The organism is Leptolyngbya sp. FACHB-541 (assembly GCF_014695875.1).
In the GTDB taxonomy this organism is placed as follows: domain Bacteria; phylum Cyanobacteriota; class Cyanobacteriia; order Elainellales; family Elainellaceae; genus JAAUTN01.
In genome coordinates this window covers 36526-56675 of sequence record NZ_JACJPC010000148.1, presented here as the reverse complement: position 1 = coordinate 56675, position 20150 = coordinate 36526, and the positions used below count along the sequence as shown (strand labels likewise).

The 20150-nt window shown below is 48.6% G+C and carries 20 protein-coding genes; 9 read left to right on the top strand and 11 right to left on the bottom strand.

The genetic code is table 11. From position 1 onward, the window contains the following. Positions 1-5: 5 nt before the first annotated feature. Positions 6-923: a LysR family transcriptional regulator gene (locus H6G00_RS33075; protein WP_190799981.1), complete on the bottom strand. Its 918-nt coding sequence runs from the start codon at positions 921-923 to the stop codon at positions 6-8. Positions 924-1221: 298 nt separating this feature from the next. Between H6G00_RS33075 and H6G00_RS33070 the strand changes: the two genes are divergently transcribed. After that, on the top strand, positions 1222-1452 hold the full coding sequence (locus tag H6G00_RS33070) for a hypothetical protein (RefSeq protein ID WP_190799980.1): 231 nt from the start codon (positions 1222-1224) through the stop codon (positions 1450-1452). A gap of 320 nt (positions 1453-1772) precedes the next feature. Then, on the top strand, positions 1773-1991 hold the full coding sequence (locus H6G00_RS33065) for a hypothetical protein (protein WP_190799979.1): 219 nt from the start codon (positions 1773-1775) through the stop codon (positions 1989-1991). Between the two features lie 176 nt (positions 1992-2167). Here H6G00_RS33065 and H6G00_RS33060 read toward each other — a convergent pair whose 3' ends face one another. Next, the gene (locus H6G00_RS33060; protein ID WP_190799978.1) at positions 2168-2560 is read right to left on the bottom strand and encodes a hypothetical protein; all 393 of its coding nucleotides are present in this window, start codon (positions 2558-2560) and stop codon (positions 2168-2170) included. Between the two features lie 128 nt (positions 2561-2688). Between H6G00_RS33060 and rppA the strand changes: the two genes are divergently transcribed. From rppA to H6G00_RS33040, 4 genes are all read left to right on the top strand, one after another. Then, positions 2689-3363 carry a two-component system response regulator RppA gene (gene rppA, locus H6G00_RS33055; RefSeq protein ID WP_190799977.1) on the top strand — a complete coding sequence of 225 codons (675 nt, stop codon included), beginning with the start codon at positions 2689-2691 and terminating at the stop codon, positions 3361-3363. Positions 3364-3528: 165 nt separating this feature from the next. Next, the gene (locus H6G00_RS33050) at positions 3529-4893 is read left to right on the top strand and encodes an ATP-binding protein (protein ID WP_190799976.1); all 1365 of its coding nucleotides are present in this window, start codon (positions 3529-3531) and stop codon (positions 4891-4893) included. 108 nt (positions 4894-5001) lie between these two features. Continuing rightward, on the top strand, positions 5002-5331 hold the full coding sequence (locus H6G00_RS33045) for a hypothetical protein (protein WP_190799975.1): 330 nt from the start codon (positions 5002-5004) through the stop codon (positions 5329-5331). Between the two features lie 173 nt (positions 5332-5504). Then, complete coding sequence (locus H6G00_RS33040) at positions 5505-5972, top strand: pentapeptide repeat-containing protein (protein ID WP_190679573.1); 468 nt, start codon at positions 5505-5507, stop codon at positions 5970-5972. A 2-nt stretch (positions 5973-5974) separates the two neighbouring features. On the opposite strand, the gene H6G00_RS33035 is transcribed toward H6G00_RS33040, so the two are convergent. After that, the gene (locus H6G00_RS33035) at positions 5975-6520 is read right to left on the bottom strand and encodes a cyclic nucleotide-binding domain-containing protein (RefSeq protein WP_190645034.1); all 546 of its coding nucleotides are present in this window, start codon (positions 6518-6520) and stop codon (positions 5975-5977) included. Positions 6521-6960: 440 nt separating this feature from the next. On the opposite strand from H6G00_RS33035, the gene H6G00_RS33030 reads away from it, so the two are divergent. Continuing rightward, positions 6961-7164 (top strand): chlorophyll a/b-binding protein, encoded by a 204-nt coding sequence (locus H6G00_RS33030; RefSeq protein WP_190645035.1) that lies wholly within the window; start codon positions 6961-6963, stop codon positions 7162-7164. Positions 7165-7311: 147 nt separating this feature from the next. Here the strand turns inward: H6G00_RS33030 and H6G00_RS33025 are convergent, their stop codons facing one another. From H6G00_RS33025 to H6G00_RS33015, 3 genes are all read right to left on the bottom strand, one after another. Beyond that, positions 7312-7950, bottom strand: coding sequence for a J domain-containing protein (locus tag H6G00_RS33025; RefSeq protein WP_190799974.1), 639 nt, complete (start codon positions 7948-7950; stop codon positions 7312-7314). Between the two features lie 97 nt (positions 7951-8047). Continuing rightward, positions 8048-8644 carry an ATP-dependent Clp protease proteolytic subunit gene (locus H6G00_RS33020; protein WP_199313491.1) on the bottom strand — a complete coding sequence of 199 codons (597 nt, stop codon included), beginning with the start codon at positions 8642-8644 and terminating at the stop codon, positions 8048-8050. 113 nt (positions 8645-8757) lie between these two features. After that, complete coding sequence (locus tag H6G00_RS33015; RefSeq protein ID WP_190645037.1) at positions 8758-9417, bottom strand: ATP-dependent Clp protease proteolytic subunit; 660 nt, start codon at positions 9415-9417, stop codon at positions 8758-8760. Positions 9418-9639: 222 nt separating this feature from the next. Between H6G00_RS33015 and H6G00_RS33010 the strand changes: the two genes are divergently transcribed. Next, positions 9640-10878 carry a VWA domain-containing protein gene (locus H6G00_RS33010; RefSeq protein ID WP_190645038.1) on the top strand — a complete coding sequence of 413 codons (1239 nt, stop codon included), beginning with the start codon at positions 9640-9642 and terminating at the stop codon, positions 10876-10878. Between the two features lie 208 nt (positions 10879-11086). Here the strand turns inward: H6G00_RS33010 and H6G00_RS33005 are convergent, their stop codons facing one another. Next, positions 11087-11266 (bottom strand): hypothetical protein, encoded by a 180-nt coding sequence (locus H6G00_RS33005; RefSeq protein WP_190645039.1) that lies wholly within the window; start codon positions 11264-11266, stop codon positions 11087-11089. Next, on the bottom strand, positions 11266-12345 hold the full coding sequence (locus H6G00_RS33000; RefSeq protein WP_190679570.1) for a PIN/TRAM domain-containing protein: 1080 nt from the start codon (positions 12343-12345) through the stop codon (positions 11266-11268). Before H6G00_RS33000 ends, H6G00_RS33005 begins: the two co-directional genes overlap by 1 nt. Positions 12346-12723: 378 nt before the next feature. Between H6G00_RS33000 and hemW the strand changes: the two genes are divergently transcribed. Further along, positions 12724-14013, top strand: a complete 1290-nt coding sequence (hemW, locus tag H6G00_RS32995) for a radical SAM family heme chaperone HemW (protein WP_347278260.1) — start codon at positions 12724-12726, stop codon at positions 14011-14013. Positions 14014-14150: 137 nt separating this feature from the next. Here hemW and H6G00_RS32990 read toward each other — a convergent pair whose 3' ends face one another. From H6G00_RS32990 to H6G00_RS32980, 3 genes are all read right to left on the bottom strand, one after another. Further along, complete coding sequence (locus H6G00_RS32990) at positions 14151-16865, bottom strand: DUF3536 domain-containing protein (RefSeq protein WP_190799973.1); 2715 nt, start codon at positions 16863-16865, stop codon at positions 14151-14153. 704 nt (positions 16866-17569) lie between these two features. Then, positions 17570-18352, bottom strand: a complete 783-nt coding sequence (locus tag H6G00_RS32985) for a transglutaminase family protein (RefSeq protein ID WP_190799972.1) — start codon at positions 18350-18352, stop codon at positions 17570-17572. 15 nt (positions 18353-18367) lie between these two features. Next, a complete protein-coding gene (locus H6G00_RS32980) occupies positions 18368-19735 on the bottom strand; it encodes a general stress protein (RefSeq protein WP_190799971.1) in 1368 nt (455 codons plus the stop codon). Positions 19736-20150 lie beyond the last annotated feature (415 nt).

Below are 20150 nucleotides of genomic sequence, written 5' to 3'. Positions count from 1 at the left end.
CTTCTCTAAGCCGTTTGAGGAAGCACACAGGGGGCACAGCGCTTCAGTGTATCCAGAAAGGCAAACACGCCCGGTGGATGCAGCGCCTCTGCTAATGTTGCAACACCAATAATCCGCTCCAGAGGAACAGGCAGGCTATAGGTTTTAATCCCCGATGGCAGTGGTTCAGCCGCAAGGCGTGGCAATATAGTCACCCCCAAACCTTGCATCACCATGCTGACAATCGTTGAATCTTCAGAAACCACATAAGCAGGCTTCAGCGATCGCCCAAGCTTAGCGCAATGTCGGTAAATCATACCCCCACAGCTTTCCGTTTCGGGATGCAAAATCAGCGGGTAAGAGGTTAGCTTTTCCCAGGTCAACGACCCGTCAGGTAGGTCTAACTTAGGCGACACCAACACGATATATTCGTCGCGCAACATCTCCCACGTTTCAAATTCTTTAGAAGTGGGCATATACGTAAAGCCAAGATCAGCAACCCCTTCACGTATTGCTTGATCGACTCCCGAAAAGTCTTGATGCTCGGTGATTGAGATGGCGATCGCCGGATAGTCTTGATGAAACTGAGCAATCATTCCCGGCAGAATGTGCGTCGCTACACTGCGAAACGAAGCAATGCGAACCTGCCCACCCCGCAACCCCTTAGACAGATTTGCCTCTTTGCTAATCTGCTCTAGCGTTTGCATCACCTGGCGGGCATATTGAATGATCTGCTGACCAACAGGAGTCAGGTTTGCGCCATGACGACCGCGCGATAGCAGCACCACGCCTAGCTCTGACTCCAAGGTGGCGATCGCATGACTCACGGCAGACTGAGAGACATCTAGATACAGGGCTGCCCCACTAAAATTTCCGTGATCGGCGACTGCAATCAAAGCGCGTAACTGAGACAGCTTAATTCCATCACGACTGACATCTCTCATCAGAAACCATCCTGGACGCAATGTAGCAATACTACCTGACGCGGTTGTGAAGCGTGGGTTAAGCCAACGCCCTACAAGACAGCCACTTTAACGCTCAAACTTTCGTATGAATTTTATTCATGGATGTCATGCAGTGCGTCTTTTGTTTCTTCCTAAGAAAACTCCTAGATTAGATCGTAAGAACAGAATCTAGACAAACACCACAGAATCACTCATCAAAGCTCTGTAACTGGGAAGAAAGAATATGAGAAGCTACGCAAATTTTAACAGTAGAGAAATAAGCCAGTCAACAAGCAATTTGATTTCTAAAAGTGCGCTGATTAAATCCAAAGCTCAGTCAGCTTTAGAGCATATTTGGAAGCATCTACTCAATGCGCTATCTGGCAATTCTGAAGTGCAGATTCAGCAAGTTCATGATCGCTCTGGTAAAGCTTACTGGAAGGTTTACGATCCAGCTACAGGCTACTACAATAGCCTGTCTTCAGAAACCGAAGTAAGAATCTGGCTGGAACAGCGCTATTCCTTGTAAACCCCATTTACGTTATTTAGAGCTATTGAATAGGGATAGAGAAAGGAAATAGCCTGTTACGCTATTCTCTTCAATGAAATTGACTCAACCAACCTAATTTTTGAGCCCGTTAAACTTATGAAAACGGACTTAATTGGCATGACCGGCATTAGGAATGCTTGCTTGTTTACCGCATTTTAAATAGAAATCAAGCACCACTTTTGCAGGAAGTAAACGATACTTTTCCTAACTGTTCATCCGATTGGATGAATCACTTGGAGGACGGCGATCGCTCCTCAATCTACTTATTCTGATAGCACCACACATTTACGGAGCGTTGTATGTTGTCCCTTTTTGCCTACGGGTTGACCTATGGTCAAGCGGAGGCTGTCTCAGAGATCACACGATCAGAGCCATCTAGTTCTCGTACTGCTACACGAACCCCTGAACCTATGAATCAGGAACTCAAGCAAGATCTAGAGTCGAACTCAACCTACCTCAACGAGCAGATTCTAGAACTTCAGCAAAACTACTATTTAGAGCGCCGAGAATTCCTCTAAATCGCTAATGTCCTGCAAAATCGTGTTGTCCGCACTGTAGGCAACACGATTTTTTCTATTTGTCGAACTACTGCGCATGGAAGGGCACCCCACGGCGCAGGGTCCCCTTCCATCCGTAACCCTAATTTTTGAAATCGGTGTAATATTGCTTCTCTTTAAAGCAGCACAACGTGCCATCAATAAATTCGATAACGAATCAGTTGCTTAATCGCATCACGAGGCAGATGTAATTCTTCGATGAGCAAATCTTCTACCTGAGCAAATTCGACAGCTAGGAGATCAAGCTCCAATTCTCTCAGAATCGAGTCAGTGGTTCTAACCGTTACTTCCGTCACGTCCGCTCGCCGATCAATTTCTGCATCGATCGCCACAATCTTCACGGAAAAGGAAAGCTGCACTTCAGGCTGTTCATCCGTTTGAAGCTGAGCTGTCGTTTCATAAGCACCAGAGGTGACCCGGGTTGTCACCCAATCAGTACCCACCCAAAATAGCAACCCGACCAAGATAAAAGGCAGCCAGAGCCACATCTTTGCTCTACCCCAAAGTTTTCGCCAGCGAAATTTAGACATGGCAGGCTCAAAAGTATTTACAGCAAGCTCGGTAGGGTGCAAAAGTCGGAGAACTAACCGACAATACAGCAATCTCAATTGGGTACGCTTCTCACGACCCACCCTGACAACTGATTTAGGACTGCTATATGAGAATTCTACTCGTCGAGGATGATGTCGAACAGCTAGAACCCCTTCGCACCATCCTTGCCAAATCAGGTCATATCGTCGATGGCGTGGAAGATGGCGCTGTGGCTCAGCAGCTCATTCAAGACAAGGAGTATGACCTGCTGATTTTAGATTGGCTGCTACCGAACGTCAGCGGGGTGAGCCTTTGTCAGGAATATCGGCAGGCTGGCAAAATGGCACCCGTTTTGATCCTCACCGCAAAGGACGCAGTTGCCGATAAAGTGACGGGTCTAGATGTAGGGGCAGATGATTATCTGGTTAAACCCGTAAATGCAATGGAACTGCTAGCAAGGGTTCGAGCATTAGGACGGCGATCGCCCCTGTTGCAGGGAGACACCCTGACGCTACAAGATCTCTGTTTGCATCTCACCACGCTAATCCTAGAGCGACAAGACACCAAGGTTTCTCTCTCTGGACGTGAGTTTCATCTGATGGAATATTTGATGCGCCATCCCAAGCAAGTGCTGAGTCGAGATCAGATCGAGCAATCGCTGTGGGAATGGGATGCCTTGCCCGAAAGCAAAGCCGTTGCTACGTTGGTGCATCGAGTGCGGCAGCGTCTCCAGGCAGTAGGCGCAGAGGATTGGTTGCAAACGGTCTATGGTATGGGCTATCGCCTTGCTCCACCAGAGTGACACTTTAGGGAACGATCGCCCAATTCTGTAAACTCTGTGTAACCTTTGTCCTTCAAGTTAGAGATTGATTTAGAAATTCAGTCAGACTTAGGATTGCAATTCTCGTGGGGCGATCGCGCGTCCCGATCGCTGATGCAAAGGGTGCTTTTATAACTCAACGCGCTGATGTTTAACCGTAGCCGTCAAGATCTAGCTCGTTGGTTCACCCTTTCAATGGGAAGCATTCTGGTTCTCTTTGCTGGAATCCTCTATTTCCTGGAAGCAAAAGAACAGATGCGATCGTTTGACCAGAACCTATACGACATTTGCCAGTACATGGCAGCGGCAGTTGAGGATGGCAACTTTCAAAACCGAAGACGCATCGACCTGGAGGATGTGCCAGTCCTGGGAGGAGATGTTTTACCGCTAAATACAAACCTGGTTTTTGTTCGCTGGTACAGCCCTGAAAGAGAATTGATTCAGTTCTTTGGAGATATCCCACCGAGCCAACTCCAAAGTGAATCAGGATTTCAAACTATCGTTGAAAGCAGTTCTACTGCTTCAAGCACAGCCACACCTCCAGAGGAACCGCTTCAATTCGACGGTTTCCTTTCAGAGAGCCGTTCTGCTGAAACTTTGGCTAACGCTGGAACAGTTCGACTGCGGCAGCTCACCCTTCCGGTCTATCAGGACAGTGTATTAATCGGTTATCTCCAGGTTGCTGTGCCTCTTACACCGGTTGATGAGTCACTGGGGCGACTTCGGTGGTTATTGGTATTTGGCGTGCCGATTGCGCTAGGGGCGATCGCCCAAACAGGATGGGTTTTAGGCGGGTTGGCAATGCAACCGATCCGGCAATCTTATGATCAGCTTCAGCGCTTTACCGCCAACGCTTCCCACGAATTGCGTGCGCCGTTAGCCGCAATCATCAATAACGCTCAAGCTGGGCTGATGGACCTGACCGACCCTCAAGAGCAACAGTTGCGGTTAGAAAAAATCATTAGTCGAGCAGAATCAATGGCAGCGCTGGTAAGCCAACTGCTGTTCTTAGCTCGAAATGAAGCACAACTGAAACCCGATTCTTTAAGAACGGTAGACTTAACCCGCTTACTGCGATCGCTTACTGCAGAATACACTCCCCAGGCAGCAGCAAAAGAATTGCAGCTGATTTGTGAACTGCCAGAACAACTGCTGATGTTGAGAGCAGAGTTAGCCTTACTGCGGCAAGCCATCACCAATCTGCTCACCAATGCGTTGCAATACACGCCTGCTGGGGGAACCGTAACGCTCAGCGCCATTCAACAAACTCAGCAAATTGTGATTCGAGTCCAAGATACTGGCGTAGGGATCTCAGCCGAAGATCTGCCCCAAGTTTTTGAACGCTTTTATCGGGTAGATCAGGTGCGATCGCGCCATACAGGTGGCTTTGGGTTAGGGCTGGCGATCGTGCAACAAATCATTCACGCCCATCAAGGAAAAATTACCGCTACCAGCAAAATTGGCGAAGGAACAACCTTCCAAATCGAATTACCCCTAAATCAGACCTCTTGAAAACCTCCTGTAAACTTTGCGTCGCACACTGAAAGATAGCAAGTCTGAATGGTTTCACAACTGACTCAGGGCTGCTATGGAAGCAAACGTTAACAATGGGGTCAAGTCATGAAAGTTACTACTCTTTTAGGTATTGGTTTTGCAGCGATCGCAGCATCTGCTGTTCCTACCTTGGTTTTGGCGCAAACCCAACCTGAACCTGCGCGCCGAGTCAGCAGTACCGACATTGCAGGTGAAATTGTTGCCATTGACGATGGCGATTTCTTGCTCAATACCACTGAAGGTCAAGTCCTGGTAGATGCTGACGATCGCGCAGTCCGGCGAGCTAATTTCACCGTCGGAGAACAGCTCAATGTTACGGGACGCTACGATGACGACTCCTTTGAAGCCTACTCCGTCACCCGCGAAAACGGTGAAGTCGTTTTTGTGTGGGACTAAAGCAAACTACAAAACAGTAGAGTCCAAAACCGGTAACAGCGAGTTGACAACATCTCCCCAGAAGACCTGTTCCCTGCCTAGGTAAGGCAATATATCTAGTAGCCAAAAGCGTTAATGCGTCAGTCAACCCATTAACGCTTTTGACCTCTCCTTAATACCTTGAGTAGAACGCTATGTTTGCCAAATCGTCCTCTCAAACCCGGCATCTAGATCTGAAGGGCGCTGATCTCATTTGCGCCAGCTTAAGTGGAGCTAACCTGAGCAATGCTAACTTCAAGGGCGCTGACCTGAGCGGTGCAAACCTCAATGCAGCTAATTTGAGTGCCGCAGAACTGACAAACACATCCCTGATGGAGACTCGCCTGGCTCAGGCAAACCTAAATAACGCTTCTCTCTGCAACGCCAATCTCAGATTCGCTGATTTAAGGAACGCAAACCTGAGCCACGCTGATTTAAGCAAAGCCCACCTTTGTCACACCAATCTGAAGGGCGCTAATTTGCAAAATGCAAATCTGACTGGCGCTTTTTTACGGGGAGCGAACCTGGAAGGGGTAGATTTGTCTACAGTTTGCCTCTGCAAAACGGTGATGCCCGATGGTCAGATTGAAAACCGAGACTGCACAGAAATAGAAACCCTTTAGGCTTAGAAAATTTCACCGCTTCTGAGCCGTCGCAAGAGCCAGTCAAATCGGGCTTCGGCGATCGCCACATTATCTGAAACCTTCGGTTCCAGACCATTTGCACCACCTTCTACCTGTGACTTATCTCGGTTGTAACCCAACTGCTGAACCGTCCCGCGCAGCCGGTTGGAAAGCAAAATCGCCAGTGCGCGATAAAACCGGGAACCAAACCCTACATCCTGATATAGCTTTTGCGCTAGCTCCGCCCGCGGAATCGATAAAACCAACGCTTCATCAACTGCCTGAACCGTTGCAGAAGGTGGGTTATCGTCGATGAAAGACATTTCACCCACCACATCCCCACTCGATAGCTTAGCGATTTCTTTTCCGCCCAGTGCTTCTGTTGAAACGGCTAAAGTGCCATCCAACAGCACATATAACGCATTAACAGCCTGTCCTTCACGGATGAGTACAGTGCCAGCAGAAATTTCTTCTCTATTGCCTGTTCCTACTAACCAATCAATATCGTCATCACTCAACTCACCCAGAATAAATAGGACTTTCTTCATGATCCGTCTGTATCTCCGAGATTGTGCCATGCAGGATAGGTATTGCAGTCTCCTGAAGCACCCTGATAAGGAGATCTCACTCGTCGCCTAAGCGCAATGCAGTCCTAAGTAGACCGTTTGCCTGATTAAAGAATCTATCTTTTTATACCAATAATATTGACTTACCGTCCGGCTCAAACCGCTGTAATACCAATTCTCTTTAAGGCTCCAAAAGGTGCAGCTTTATAGAGCAACGGTATGAAAACCTTTCACGCTCCCTTCTGCTTAAATCTTTCAGCGTCGATAGACTGCTTCAGAAAAAGAGAATGTGCAACTTACCCAAAGATACAAATTTTGTTTACATTCAGTTTCTATTGTCCTCTCTAAAGATAGACTACATGTTTTGCAAAACTTCGTTACATTTCTAAATAAGACGGCGTTAGAAACTTGGAGATTTAGCAATGCAAGATAATCAAAGCACTCAAAACTACTACGAAGGACAAGCTCAACGGAAGTACGGCGAATTTGCAACAAAATTTCAGTTCGGTTCTAACCCCAGCGCTGAAATCTGGAACGGACGATTGGCGATGATTGGTTTTCTAGCAGCGTTGCTCGTTGAGTTGACCACCGGTCAAAGCTTCCTTCGCTGGCTTGGGTTGATGTAATCCTAAGCTCAAACCTGAAAACGAAATAAAAACAAAATAGTTTGCAAATCTACGTTGGGGCTTGGCAATGCAAAGCCCCAACGTAGATTTGATTTGCTGCAAACTTTGCCTTACCCGTTCTCTTTAAAGAAATCTTGAAAAAGACGCTCAAAAGATTTTCTCCATGCGGCGAAAGTCTCGCTCTATTTCTGACCAGAGAGAACGATTGTGAGGATCAGTGCGCAGCGCTTTTTTTAAGTAAATCCTGGCTTTGTCTAATTCCTTCTGGTCAATCAGGTAACGACCCCAACGCTGATAGGTAATTGCCTGCCACTGACGCACTTCAGGATCTTTAGGAATCCGTTGGGCTAAGCCTTCAACTAGGGCGATCGCTCGGGGAAAGCGATGATATTTCAACAACTGCTGCAACTGCTCATAAGAACTTTGCTTCAGCAATTGCTCTGCCTCAGTCAAGGCCGGATTGCGTTGAATTCTGGGTACCTTGCGAGTAACCTTAACCTCAACGGGCGAAGCAACTGGTGGCACCTCAGTCACGCCTACCTTACCAGCAGCAGGGGCCGGTATAGGGGGTTCACTTGACTCAGTTTCTCTATCAGGTGGAACCTGACTCATCAGAAACTTATAAGCATCAGTGAGTTGAATGAACTTTTCCTTTGCCTGCTGCTGATTACCAGGATTCACATCAGGATGGTATTGTCGCGCCAAACGTCGGTAGGACGCTTTAATTTCATCACAAGATGCGCCAGTTCGCAGTCCTAATAATCGGTAGCAATCTGCAAGGTTCATTGATAAGAAATGGCAGAATTTCAGTCAATTCTGCCACTAAGAAAGGTAAATTAACGGTTTAGATGCAAAATCACGCATGGAATAGCAGGATTTTTGCCTAAGGTGCCCGATCTTCAATTACCCGATCAATTAGCCCGTATTCTTTTGCTTCGTGGGCAGACATAAAGAAGTCTCGATCCATGTCTTTTTCGATCTTCTCTAGGGTCTGTCCGGTATTGCTAGCGTAGATGTCATTCAACTGTCTGCGAATGCGAATGATTTCTCGCGCTTCGATTTCGATGTCAGTTGCTTGCCCTCGCGTTCCACCAGATGGCTGGTGAATCATGATCCGAGAGTGGGGCAATGCTAAGCGCTTGCCTTTAGTTCCAGCGGCAAGTAGGAAAGAACCCATTGAAGCAGCTAGACCCACGCAAATCGTCACGACATCTGACTTGATGTGCTGCATGGTGTCATAGATAGCCATCCCTGCTGTGACCATGCCACCAGGAGAGTTGATGTAGAGAACGATGTCCTTACCTGGGTCTTCAGAGTCCAGGTAAAGCATGACAGCGATAATTTGGTTGGCAATTTCGTCGTCAACATCTTTACCTAAAAAGATAATTCGCTCACGGTAAAGACGATTGTAAATATCGATCCATTGAGTATATTGCTCCCCCGGTAAGCGGTAAGGAACTTTAGGAACACCAATTGGCATAGAAGGCTCCGTGATGAGAAGGGGGTTAAAAGCGGACTTTGATAAAGCTACAGGGGCTCAAATTCATACTCCTGTGCTCCACTAAGAATGCGGCTATTGCTTTAAGCGCCGTCCTAGATCACACCTGCTGGTAAGGGTCTTGGCAAATCAGCAGAAGATTCTAAAACGCGATCAATCAAGCCATACTCTTTAGCGGCTTCGGGCGACAGATAGAAGAGGCGATCCATGTCTTTGCCAATTTTTTCGGCAGTTTGTCCCGTATTGCGCGACAGGATATCGAGCATTGTTGATTTGTTTGCCAAAACTTCCTTAGCCCGAATTTGAATGTCAGTTGCCTGACCTCTGGCGTAGCTCTTGGGCTGATGTAAAACAATCGTGGCATTGGGAAGACTGGCACGGCAGCCTTTTGTACCCGCAGACAGCAGCATGGCTGCCATTCCCATCGCTGAGCCGAGGCAGATGGTGTGAACAGGAGGCTTGATGTAGCTCATCGTGTCGCAAATGGCAAAGGCTTCGGTTTCAAAGCCGACCGGTTCGCCGTTGTAATGAGAAGTGCCAGTCGAGTTGATATAAATCTTAATCGGCTTCTCTGGATCTTCGTACTGCAAATAAAGCAGTTCAGCGATAATCAGCTCAGTTACAGCTGGCACCAAGGGCATCCCCAAGTAAACGATACGTTCCTTGAGCAGAAGGGATGGCAAATCTGGAGGGGGTGTCCGGTAAAAAGCGTCTCCGTAGTAAGGAGATTGGACAGCCTGAATCGGTAAGTTCATAGCCTGCGATCGCCTGAAAAGGTGGCATTGTTTCTAACATAGTAGCGTGACCTGGAAAGCAATAGGGGTAGCCAACCTGTTCAGTCGGATTAGGGATATCCGAAAATTGAATATGAATTAGGATAATGTACCCTTGCTGTTCCGAAACACCTGCCGATTGGATTGAAGTTATTTGATTGTGTTGAAGTTATTCGTTTTGCCCGTACCTAGGAGCTTCGTGTCATGAGAGTTGGTCTGCAAGCTGCGCTGAATGATGCCAATTTGGATGCTGCTCAGTCCAGCAGCCAACGGCAACTGGCGATCTCGATTTCGGCGATCGCTGAGTCGGCAGGTAGAAGTGCCCCGCTAAATCTGTGCTTGGTTCTAGACCACAGCGGTTCTATGCACGGTCGCCCCCTGGAAACGGTGAAGCAAGCCGCTCACCGAATTGTCGATAGCTTGTCACCTGGCGATCGCATTGCGGTAGTAGTGTTTGACCACAAAGCCAAAGTGCTGGTGCCCAATCAGGTAATCGACAACCCAGCCGGGATCAAGGTGGAGATCAACAAACTCAAAGCCAGCGGCGGAACGGCGATCGACGAAGGCATGAGGCTAGGCGTCGAGGAACTGGCAAAAGGTAAGAAAGACACTATCTCTCAAGCATTTTTACTGACTGACGGCGAGAACGAGCACGGCGACAACGATCGCTGCTTGAAACTAGCTCAACTGGCAGCAGGCTACAACCTCACCCTTAGCACATTAGGCTTTGGGGATCACTGGAACCAGGACGTTTTGGAACGGATCGCGGATGCAGGCGGTGGAACGCTATCTTACATTCAGCAACCCGAAGAAGCAGTCAATGAGTTTAGCCGCTTATTTAACCGAATTCAGTCTGTCGGTTTGACCAACGCTCACCTCATGCTGTCACTCACGCCAAACATTCGTTTGGCAGAGCTAAAGCCACTCGCCCAAGTCGTTCCCGACACAATCGAGCTATCGGTCATCCAGGAAGCAAATCAGGCGATCGTGCGTCTTGGCGACCTTATGGTGGATGCTCCTAGAGTCGTGCTGGCGAACCTCTATGCCAGCCAGCTTCCCGAAGGGCGACATCCGATCGCCTATCTGCAAATTCGCTATGACGATCCGGCACAGGGACAGGAAGGGCTATTGTCTGAAAAGATCCCAGTTGAGGCAAATGTTCTCAGCGCCTTCCAGCCAGACCTCAATCCTCAGGTGCAGCAGCATGTGTTAGCTCTGGCGAAATATCGGCAAACCCAAATTGCCGAATCAAAGCTGCTCCAGGGCGATCGCGTTGGAGCAGCCACAATGCTCCAATCTGCTGCCAAAACTGCCCTACAAATGGGCGACCAAAATGCCGCCACTGTTCTACAGGACAATGCAACTCGATTGCAGTCTGGAGAAGAACTGTCAGAGAGCGATCGCAAGAAGACTCGGATTGTTTCTAAGACGGTATTGCAGTAGTGGAAGGAGCTAGGGAGTAGGGGAAGGAGCTAGGGAGTAGGGGCTGGAGGCTAGGGGTGGAAGCCTCGTGCGAGGCTTTGCCTCTTGTACCTCACACAGGGCAGAGTTTCGCTAAGAGCATTTCCAAATCGAACCTGGAGATGGAGGGTGTTCCTCAAACGTAGAGATGAGGTCAAATTTCTAATCCCTAGCCCCCAATCCCCAGCTCCTAGTCCCTTTTCTTCGCTTTCCAGGTGCCACCGTAAGTGTAATAGGGATTGTTGTGGCTGACTGTGGGGAAGCAGCGATCGCAAACAAAAAGCCAGTCTCCAGACTCATCGATCTGCACTCGGTAAAGAACTGGTGCAGGTTGAGTGCAGCGATCGCACGGCTTAATCCGTTGACGCATCAAGCAACTACAGTTGCTTCAGGACGGGCAAAAATCATTCGCCCAGCAGAAGTTTGCAATGCTCCGGTGACAATCACGCAAAGCTCATCTCCTATGTAGGGATTGCCATCTTCCACAACAACCATCGTGCCATCGTTGAGATAACCTACACCTTGAGTAGGCTCCTTGCCCGATTTGACAATCTTGATATCGATCGTGTCACCAGGTAGATAAGCCGGACGAATTGCCTGCGCCAAATCGTTGATATTCAAAACAACAACTTTTTGTAAACTAGCAACCTTGTTCAAGTTGTAGTCGTTGGTCAACAGCGTTCCGTTAATTTCTTGAGCCAGTCGCACCAGCTTTGCATCAACGGTAGGTACATCTTCGTAGTCTGCTGGATGAATCAAAATCCGCTCTGGGAAGTTTTCCTGCATCCGGTTGAGAATGTCTAACCCGCGCCGTCCGCGTACCCGCTTCTGGTCGTTAGACGCATCCGCAACCTGCTGAAGCTCTTGCAGAACAAATTGCGGCACCAGGATTTGACCTTCCAGGAAACCTGTGCCCAGCAGATCTTCAATCCGCCCGTCAATGATGCAGCTTGTGTCCAGCACTTTGGTAGTAGAAGGCTTCAAGGTTCCTTCTGCTAACAGCATGGTCTCTACACTGTGTGGATTAATCAGCCGTAGCAGTGCCCGTCCATGAGTATCGGCAAGACTTATTCCTGAAAAGGCAAACATGACACTGCCCAGTACAGCCGCCAAAGGTTTGATGAAGGCAAACTCAATCGGAATGGGGAGCAAAAAGATTGGTGCCAGCAGCAGGTTTGCAACCAGTAAACCCAGTACCAAGCCGACTGAACGACTGAGCAACACGTCCACAGGCATTTCCCGAACTTGCCGCTCTAAACGGCGGTAGCCCGTTTGAGCAGTTAGCCCAACTGCAAAGCCAATTAAAGCGCCAAAGCCTGCCGTGACTAAACTCAAACCTTCCAGGCTAGTGACCTGTTCGAGTGTGTTGTTTGGCAGCAGTTCAACGCCATAAAAGCCGATCCCCGCCCCTGCTAGTATGAATGAAAAGATAATAATTGCGTCGAGCATAATTCAATCCAATTGAATGAATGGATGGATTGCAGTCTGACCAAGCTCTGATGACATCAGGTGAATCATTAGATTCTGATTACATCAAGTGAATACCAAGCTAAGTTCTAAGCTGATCAAACTTTTTCTGGCAGGGCGCAAGCAGCGCTAGAACTGAGCTTAGTAAGTACTTTTCCAGCCTTCATTATATCCTTCAGCGGGTAATGCAGTTTTTGACACTTCTACCCAGAAAACTGGCTAAATTAGGGCGGTTAAGCCGAACTATAGGCAACAAAGCGACTCAATTTCTGTCGTTTAAGGTTGATTTTGTTAAGGATTAAATTAGAGATGAAAGGCAAGGATTCACTTCAGCAATTCTTTCAATAAGCGTTGAACTTGGTGATTAATCTCGATCGAAATCATTCTTTACAAACACCAGCTTTTGAATATGGACATCCCACAGCCGCTTACGTCCATATTCCTTTTTGCCGTCGCAGATGCTTTTACTGCGACTTTCCCATCTCAGTTGTAGGCGATCGCACTCAAGGCGAAAATTCGGGGGCGATCGCCCAATATATCAACGGCTTGAATCAGGAAATTCTTACTACTCCATCCTTTGGGAAACCGCTGCAAACGGTGTTTTTTGGGGGTGGCACTCCCTCGTTATTGTCAGTTGGGCAACTTGAGCAGATTCTCAAAGTTTTAGACCAGAAATTTGGCATTGCCTCATCGGCTGAAATTTCAATTGAAATTGATCCCGGCACGTTTGATCTAGCTCAGCTCAAGGGCTACCAGGCAGCGGGGATCAATCGGGTAAGTTTAGGAGTACAGGCATTTCAGCCAGAGCTATTGCAGGCGTGTGGGCGATCGCACACTGCCGACGATGTGTACACCGCAGTCGAGCTAATTCATCAAGCAAATGTATCCAACTTCAGCCTGGATTTGATCTCTGGGTTGCCACATCAAACGCTGGAGCAATGGCAAGAATCGTTGCAGCAGGCGATCGCGCTCCATCCAACTCACCTCTCGGTCTATGACCTGATTGTTGAACCCGTCACCGCATTTGGGCGACAGTACAAACCGGGAGCAAAACCTCTACCTTCCGACGAAATGACTGCTCAGATGTATCGGATGGCAGAGCAGGTCTTGAGCACAGCCGGATATGAGCATTACGAAATCTCCAACTATGCTAAACCGGGACATCAGTGTCGTCACAATCGGGTTTATTGGGAAAATCAAGCTTACTACGGCTTTGGCATGGGTGCAGCAAGCTACGTGCAAGGGCAGCGCTTTACCCGACCCCGGACACGACGGGAGTATTTTCAGTGGGTTGAGGAATTGGTGGGAAATGGAGGGGCGATCGCTTGCCCACAAACGCCAATCTCAGAGATGCTTCTAGACACGCTGATGCTGGGGTTGCGTCTTGCCGAAGGGTTGCGCCTTGCTGATTTAGCTCAGCGGTTTGGAGCAGCAGCAGTAGATCAAATTTTGATGACCTTGAAACCTTACTTTCTTCGGGGCTGGGTTGAACTATTTGACATAGAAACCAGCCGCTTAGTCGAACCTAATTTTGGGCTGAATCAATTCTCACCCACCCTATCGCTCCGACTCAACAAGCCAGAAGGTTTTTTGTTTTCTAACACCATCCTCACTTCTCTATTTGAGCAAGACTTTATAACGTTTCTCTAAGAAGAGGCTACAGGTGGAAGGGCACCCCACGAAGCGGGGTGCCCTTCCACCTGTAGCCCTAATTTTTGGACAAGGAGACTCTTTTGTAGAGATGCGATTCATTGCATCTCTACAAAAGAGAAACAACGAACACAAGGCTACAGCTGACTTAGCCAGGGGCTAACGTCTAGGGATAGCTTTTGTCCCAGCAAGAGCAATTGACGAATCTGAGATTGATCCCAGGCTCCTGAAACTTGGGAAGTTTGACCGCCCTTTTGAGTTTCATGCTGATAAATTTGCCACAAAGAGAACTGGGGCAAGATTTCGCTGTGCAAACTCTTCAGGTAAAGCTCTTGTACTCGGTCAAGCGGCAGATTGAGATGCAGTTGATTCCCCAAATCAATCAACCGTTCCAACAGCTGCGTGTCTGTTTCGACAGTTTTGGGGTTGAAGTTGTGCAGCAAATGCCAGAGCGATCGCAGGATGAGGCGCTCCAGAATTTGGCTGATTTCAGGCAGCTTAAGCTGACAGTGTAGGTGATTGGCTTCCGTGGCGATCGCCTCCAGTTCTGACAAATGACTCAGGCAAAACTGGAGGTTACTGCTGGTCAGATCACTCGTTTCCCGCTCTAGCGCCTGCAGGGAAATGACGGCTCGGTGTCCAATGGCAATTTCGGCTGCGACCTGAAGCTCCTGTGGCACTTCCAGGTGATCCCGATGAAATGCCATTAGTACACCGTAGTTATCCCGGTAAACCTGAGTGTAAAGCTGATCCAGGCGGGTTAGGGTTTCCTGACTCAGCAGCCGCATGATCCGATGGCGCTCTTCAGCAAACAGATCTTGCAAACTGAAGGACTGATCCCCAAACAAGCGACTCATCGTCAGAATGGTCTGAGCAGCACTGGCCTGCTTGAGTGCTTCAAATAAGTTTTCCTTAAGCTGGCTGTAGCTGCGCCGCCCTGTAAAGGGTTGAATGCAGCAGTGGAAATCCCAGCCGCCCAGATGTAGAACGGCAAACACAAGATTTGTACTCTCTCGCGTAATCTCAGAGATCATCTGAATTTGCCCTACCGCTAGCGTCAGCGCTCCCATGCGCTGGAGCTGGTAATCGGCTTGATGAACGGTGTAGCAGTAGACTCGCTGATCCTGAGAGTAGGGTGTAAACAGAGAACTAATAGCGTAATGGGCAGCGACTTGAGCCGGAGTAATTTGAGCTGGGGCAACAAGTTGTCTGTAAACCTCAGCACCATTCTGAAATACGTCAACGTTGCTAGGGGCAGCGGTAAGTCGTTTGACAAAGTTCTTCTCTAGCTGAATTCCAGCAACATCTCCTGCCAACTCGATCGCCCGAGCCGCATAGCGCAAGATCTGCACTCCTTCTGGGCGAGACAGTTCTTCAAAGAACCAGCCGCAGCTTGTGTACATCAGCAGGGTATGACGTTGCATCTCTAAGAGGCGCAGCGCATCCACTTTCTCACTAGCGGTAAGTTTGTGCGATTGGTGCTGAGCCAGAAAGCGGTTGATGCTGTTGGGGCTGCGATCGCGTACCACGTCAATGTATTCATCCCGCGCCTGCCAGGGAGCTCGAAACAGCTTTGCACCTGCCTCTTCGTATACTCTGACTAACTGATCCCGCAGCCAATCGAGCGAATCACGCAGCGGTCGTCGCCACTGCTGATTCCACAAGCCACCACCCCCACAGCCGCAGTCTTCCTGCCAGCGACCAACTCCATGAGAGCAACTCCAGGCTGTAACAGGCTTCAGTTCAACTTCCCAAGTGGGCGGATTGAGGCTGAGGAAGTGAGCAAAATTGGTGACTGTCCAACCGCGTTGAGGAAACTCTTCGGTTAGCGCGTAAGCTAACGCTTTCTCAGTACCTCTCTTGTGGTGCCCAAAGGTTTCACCATCGGTTGCGACTGAAATCAACTGGGCAGAGCGATGATCCCCACGCACGGCCTGCCCGATGCGGCCGGCAAAGTGTTGGGAACTGCTCAAAACATCGTTAAAGCCCATATCGCGGGAGATCGGGCCGTCATAAAAGAAAATGTCGATGTAGTCGCGGTTGCGATCGCCATTAGGTAAGAAGCAGCGGTAAGGCTGAATCGGATCAATTTGACCACCGCCAACCTCACGCCAGGGAGAATCTGCCTGATCCCGGTTGGGTAAGGGACGGCAACGCTGCGCTTGGGAAGGAGCCAGGACAATAAAACGAATTCCTTCTGATACCAGAGCTTCTAACGTGGCGTAGTCTACGGCCGTTTCGGCTAGCCACATCCCCTCGGGATCACGCCCAAATCGAGAACGGAAGTCCACCTTGCCCCAGCGAATTTGGGTGTATTTGTCGCGCTTGTTAGCCAGCGGCAAGATCATGTGGTTATATGCCTGGGCGATCGCATTTCCATGCCCATTCAACCGCTCACAGCTTTTACGATCTGCTTCCAGGATGCGCCGGTAAGTTTCTATGTCATAACGCTCCAACCAACTCATCAGTGTTGGGCCAATATTGAAGCTGAGGTATTCGTAGTTGTTGACGATCCCGACTAGTTCACCTCGATCATTCAAAATCCGCGCAAACGCATTGGGACGATAGCATTCGTGGTGAATTCGCTCATTCCAGTCGTGGAACGGTGCCGCGCTGGATTGACGCTCGATCGCATTTAAGTAAGGATTCTCACGAGGTGGCTGATAAAAGTGTCCATGAACCGTGACGTAAACCCCTAGCGCAGTCCGTAGAGGATCATGTTCTGGGCGGGGATCGCCTGTGGGGGGCGCTTGAGTTTGGTTAACTCCGGAAGACAAACGGGGATCAACTCCCAATGTGGCATCCTCTAGAGTTAGCGATCGCGCAAAAGATTCTAAATTGCCAGAAGTCATGAAGCTTTGTCCAAATTGAATTGATTTGAAGTAGAAATATGCAAGCTTAGATTCGGAAAGCTTTATTCACCAAGTGATCCCCAAAGCCATATGTGTTCGAGGGCTACTTTGCTTCTGCAAGCGTCATAGCTTCAAATGGGGATCAAAATCTAAAAATACTGATGGGGATCACCCTGCATTAAGCAGTCGTATTAAATCCAGTAGCAAAGCAGGGTTTAGAGCTAGCCCACTAAAAATTGAACAGATTGGTCAAATGTTGCAGCTATAGGCTTGACCTGGTGCAACCTAGCTGAAATTTGAGTCTGAAAAGCTTAGCTGGAACGCAACTTAGTAGAAATCGGAATCAGTCCTCTGGCTGAATGCAATCGTCCGCTACTGTTGCCGCTCAACTTTAGAAGGCAGGGCTATTGAACACAGCAAAATTTTTCGAAGTATTTTCAAAGCTAAACTGCATAGCGCTCCCGCCTATCGAGTTTTAACAGTTCATAACAAAGTTTCACTATTTTTGAGTATTGAGCGAAAAATCGTTATCAAATTGCCACGAGAGAAGGCATCATCATTTCTAGAAACAGTCCCTACAAATTCTAATTCAGGGATCAAAAGATGTTTCAGGGTCGACTGCTATAGCAATCCTAAATGATTGAAACTATTGGGATTCACAATCTCTAATGTTCGCTGGTTGAATTTATGCTTTGCAAATCATTCTATTTGTGACGATCGATGAACACATTCATTTGTTTCATCTCGACAGATCCAAACAGATTTGCAAACGCTACATCAGCCGCATCACGCCCGATTCCAATGCGAACGACCCCGTCTAGTGGGACTAATCGAGTGGGATCAAACAAGTACCAACCACCTTCCAGGTAAGCTTCTAAGCAGGCGTGGAAGTCGGGCGGATATAGCTTATAGGCATAGCAGGTAACAAACCGAGCCGGGATTCCTAATGCTCGACAGAAGGCGATCGCCAAATGGGCAAAATCCCGACATACTCCGGCTCTTTCAGTCACGGTGTCATAAGCAGAGGTATGAGAATCACTGCTACCAGAAAGGTACGTTACGTTGTCGTAAATCCAATTGCAGATTGCTGTAACTCGTGAATAGCCAGGAACCAAATGGTCAAATTCGGTGTTTACCAAGCGGGTTAACTGATCCGACTGACAGTAGCGACTGGGATAAAGATAGGGCACTACTTCGAGTGGCAAATCAGCGATGTTGACCTCGTTCACATCGCTGGGATCAGGCTTTTCATCGGGCTTTTCGACACTTGCCTGGTAGGAGATTTTGATCTCTCCTACCGAAGCGTTAACCCGCAGAAAACGATTCTTGAGAACGGGATCGCGATACTCCTCAACGGGAGTCGAAGGAGTGATAACTAGATCCTCTTCAATGACGGTCTGATGACCATCAGGCACAGCAATATTGAAAATTAGGGTGCTGGATTCATTGATAGCGTAGCTGAGCTGACAGCCAAGGTTAAACTTCATACGGGTTGAGCAATTTCACTGCCTATCGGGAAATGAGTCCGAAACACTGGTGACATCATAAATTCCCCAGTCTTGAATACCGTGCTTGCTGAGAATAGAAGCAGCTTGGAGGGCTTCTTCGCCTGTGCCGCTCACCATGATCAAGCTGGCACCTGTGCTGAGGCGATCGCCATACACTCTCGCCTGCTCTCCTGGAATACCTAAGCGAGTTAGCGCCGAGGCAAAGTTTCCGCTTTCTGCCAGAGAAGACTTGATCGTTGGGGCAGCTTCGCCGACAACTAAAACTTCTCCCAATCCAGGAATCATAACCGTGTTCAGTCCAGCTAACAGTTCTGTGATCCCGCCTAAAGAACTGGATGCGGTGGGTCTAACCCGACCTTCAGAGTCAATTCTTGACAGCGGATTTATGGGTTGATTGCGGTGAACTGCCTCTTCCTGTCCGCCATCGCGCGACACAATCGAAATTCTGTGCATGGTGAAGTTTGAGTTTCTCAGAGCTTCTAGCGCCTGTTCTAACCCGTGCTGATCATAGAACACGCCCATTGCCCGCTTGGTGTTACCTGCTACTGTCTCATTTACAGGTGTCTCATTTACAGGCGCTGTTGCACCAATCGGGCGAGCAACTGGGCGATCGCTTGAGTAGTCTACAGGTTGCCTAACTCGTGACGGCACAACAGGGGTCTCAGTTCGATGAATGGGTTGTACCTGACCAAGATTGCGATCGCCTGGTTTAACCACCCCTAAATTTCGTGGCGCTTCTAGAGGCGTTTCAGTATAAGCAGTTCGTCCTGGAACTGCCTGCAATGCGCCTATTTTTTCTACCACATTGCTACGATGTCCCGGCGCATCATAAACTCCAAGGTCACGAATACCCTGATGCCGTAACGTATCTTCGGCACGACGAACCTCTGGCTCTGTACCTTTTACCAGAACTAAGTATTCACCCCGCGCCACCCGATCGCTATAGGTCCGCGCCCGATCCTCAGGGATACCTAACCCAATTAGGGCACCGACTAACCCTCCTGCTGCCGCTCCTGCTGCACCCCCAACCAATGTTGTAATCAGTGCGGTTGCGGCTTCTCCAACTAAAAAGATTCCAGTGAGTGCCGGAATGGTCAGAGCACCTAGACCTACCAGCAAGCCTGCGACACCACCCAAAATGCCACCCCCTAAGGCACCTGCTGTGGACCCTTTATTCGCATGGTTCCCCTTCTGATCTCTGATTTCGACCCCAGCGATCGCCTCTTGTCTAGCAGCATTTCGCGCCACAATCGTCACCTGACGCATCGAAAAGCCAGAATCCCGGAGCGCTTGAAGTGCAGATGCCGTTGTAGGGCGATCGGGGAATACCCCAACAGCACGCTTTTGCTTGCCCGAAACCATATTTTCTTCCTCGTAGATGGGATGAATGCAGTTCCCAGTAAGTTCACAGTTATCTGAAGCAGAAAACTTTGACTTAAGAAACTTACTAGCTCCCGCTAGTGGGACAATGTTGGTTTTACTTTCCTCATTCTTTGTACCGATTCTCGGCTATAGAATTCATCGCCCTAGGGATGTAATTTGTCTGTAAGAAATCAGTTAAAGGAAATACATCTTGAAGCTATAAAGCTGCCTTAAATCGGACTGATTGCTCTCAATCATGCTGTCCGACCGACAAAACTCGGTTCAAGAGAAAAGTCGTAAAAAGTTTTCAGTTCTGTAACCAATGATCCTGAATTATTCTGCAAGTTGAACAATATTTATTTAGTGAGTTAAATAAAACTAAGTTACGTCATAGCATGGTTGGCGGATTGATTCA

Coding starts and splice junctions, on each gene's coding strand:
- rppA (WP_190799977.1), top strand. CDS start 2,689: ATGAGAATTCTACTCGTCGAGGATGATGTCGAACAGCTAGAACCCCTT.
- H6G00_RS33015 (WP_190645037.1), bottom strand. CDS start 9,417: ATGAACTTACCGATTCAGGCTGTCCAATCTCCTTACTACGGAGACGCT.
- H6G00_RS33000 (WP_190679570.1), bottom strand. CDS start 12,345: ATGCTCGACGCAATTATTATCTTTTCATTCATACTAGCAGGGGCGGGG.
- H6G00_RS33005 (WP_190645039.1), bottom strand. CDS start 11,266: ATGCGTCAACGGATTAAGCCGTGCGATCGCTGCACTCAACCTGCACCA.
- H6G00_RS33065 (WP_190799979.1), top strand. CDS start 1,773: ATGTTGTCCCTTTTTGCCTACGGGTTGACCTATGGTCAAGCGGAGGCT.
- H6G00_RS32990 (WP_190799973.1), bottom strand. CDS start 16,865: ATGACTTCTGGCAATTTAGAATCTTTTGCGCGATCGCTAACTCTAGAG.
- H6G00_RS33010 (WP_190645038.1), top strand. CDS start 9,640: ATGAGAGTTGGTCTGCAAGCTGCGCTGAATGATGCCAATTTGGATGCT.
- H6G00_RS33025 (WP_190799974.1), bottom strand. CDS start 7,950: ATGAACCTTGCAGATTGCTACCGATTATTAGGACTGCGAACTGGCGCA.
- H6G00_RS33060 (WP_190799978.1), bottom strand. CDS start 2,560: ATGTCTAAATTTCGCTGGCGAAAACTTTGGGGTAGAGCAAAGATGTGG.
- H6G00_RS32985 (WP_190799972.1), bottom strand. CDS start 18,352: ATGAAGTTTAACCTTGGCTGTCAGCTCAGCTACGCTATCAATGAATCC.
- H6G00_RS33040 (WP_190679573.1), top strand. CDS start 5,505: ATGTTTGCCAAATCGTCCTCTCAAACCCGGCATCTAGATCTGAAGGGC.
- H6G00_RS33030 (WP_190645035.1), top strand. CDS start 6,961: ATGCAAGATAATCAAAGCACTCAAAACTACTACGAAGGACAAGCTCAA.
- H6G00_RS33075 (WP_190799981.1), bottom strand. CDS start 923: ATGAGAGATGTCAGTCGTGATGGAATTAAGCTGTCTCAGTTACGCGCT.
- H6G00_RS32980 (WP_190799971.1), bottom strand. CDS start 19,735: ATGGTTTCGGGCAAGCAAAAGCGTGCTGTTGGGGTATTCCCCGATCGC.
- H6G00_RS33020 (WP_199313491.1), bottom strand. CDS start 8,644: ATGCCAATTGGTGTTCCTAAAGTTCCTTACCGCTTACCGGGGGAGCAA.
- H6G00_RS33045 (WP_190799975.1), top strand. CDS start 5,002: ATGAAAGTTACTACTCTTTTAGGTATTGGTTTTGCAGCGATCGCAGCA.
- H6G00_RS33050 (WP_190799976.1), top strand. CDS start 3,529: ATGTTTAACCGTAGCCGTCAAGATCTAGCTCGTTGGTTCACCCTTTCA.
- H6G00_RS33035 (WP_190645034.1), bottom strand. CDS start 6,520: ATGAAGAAAGTCCTATTTATTCTGGGTGAGTTGAGTGATGACGATATT.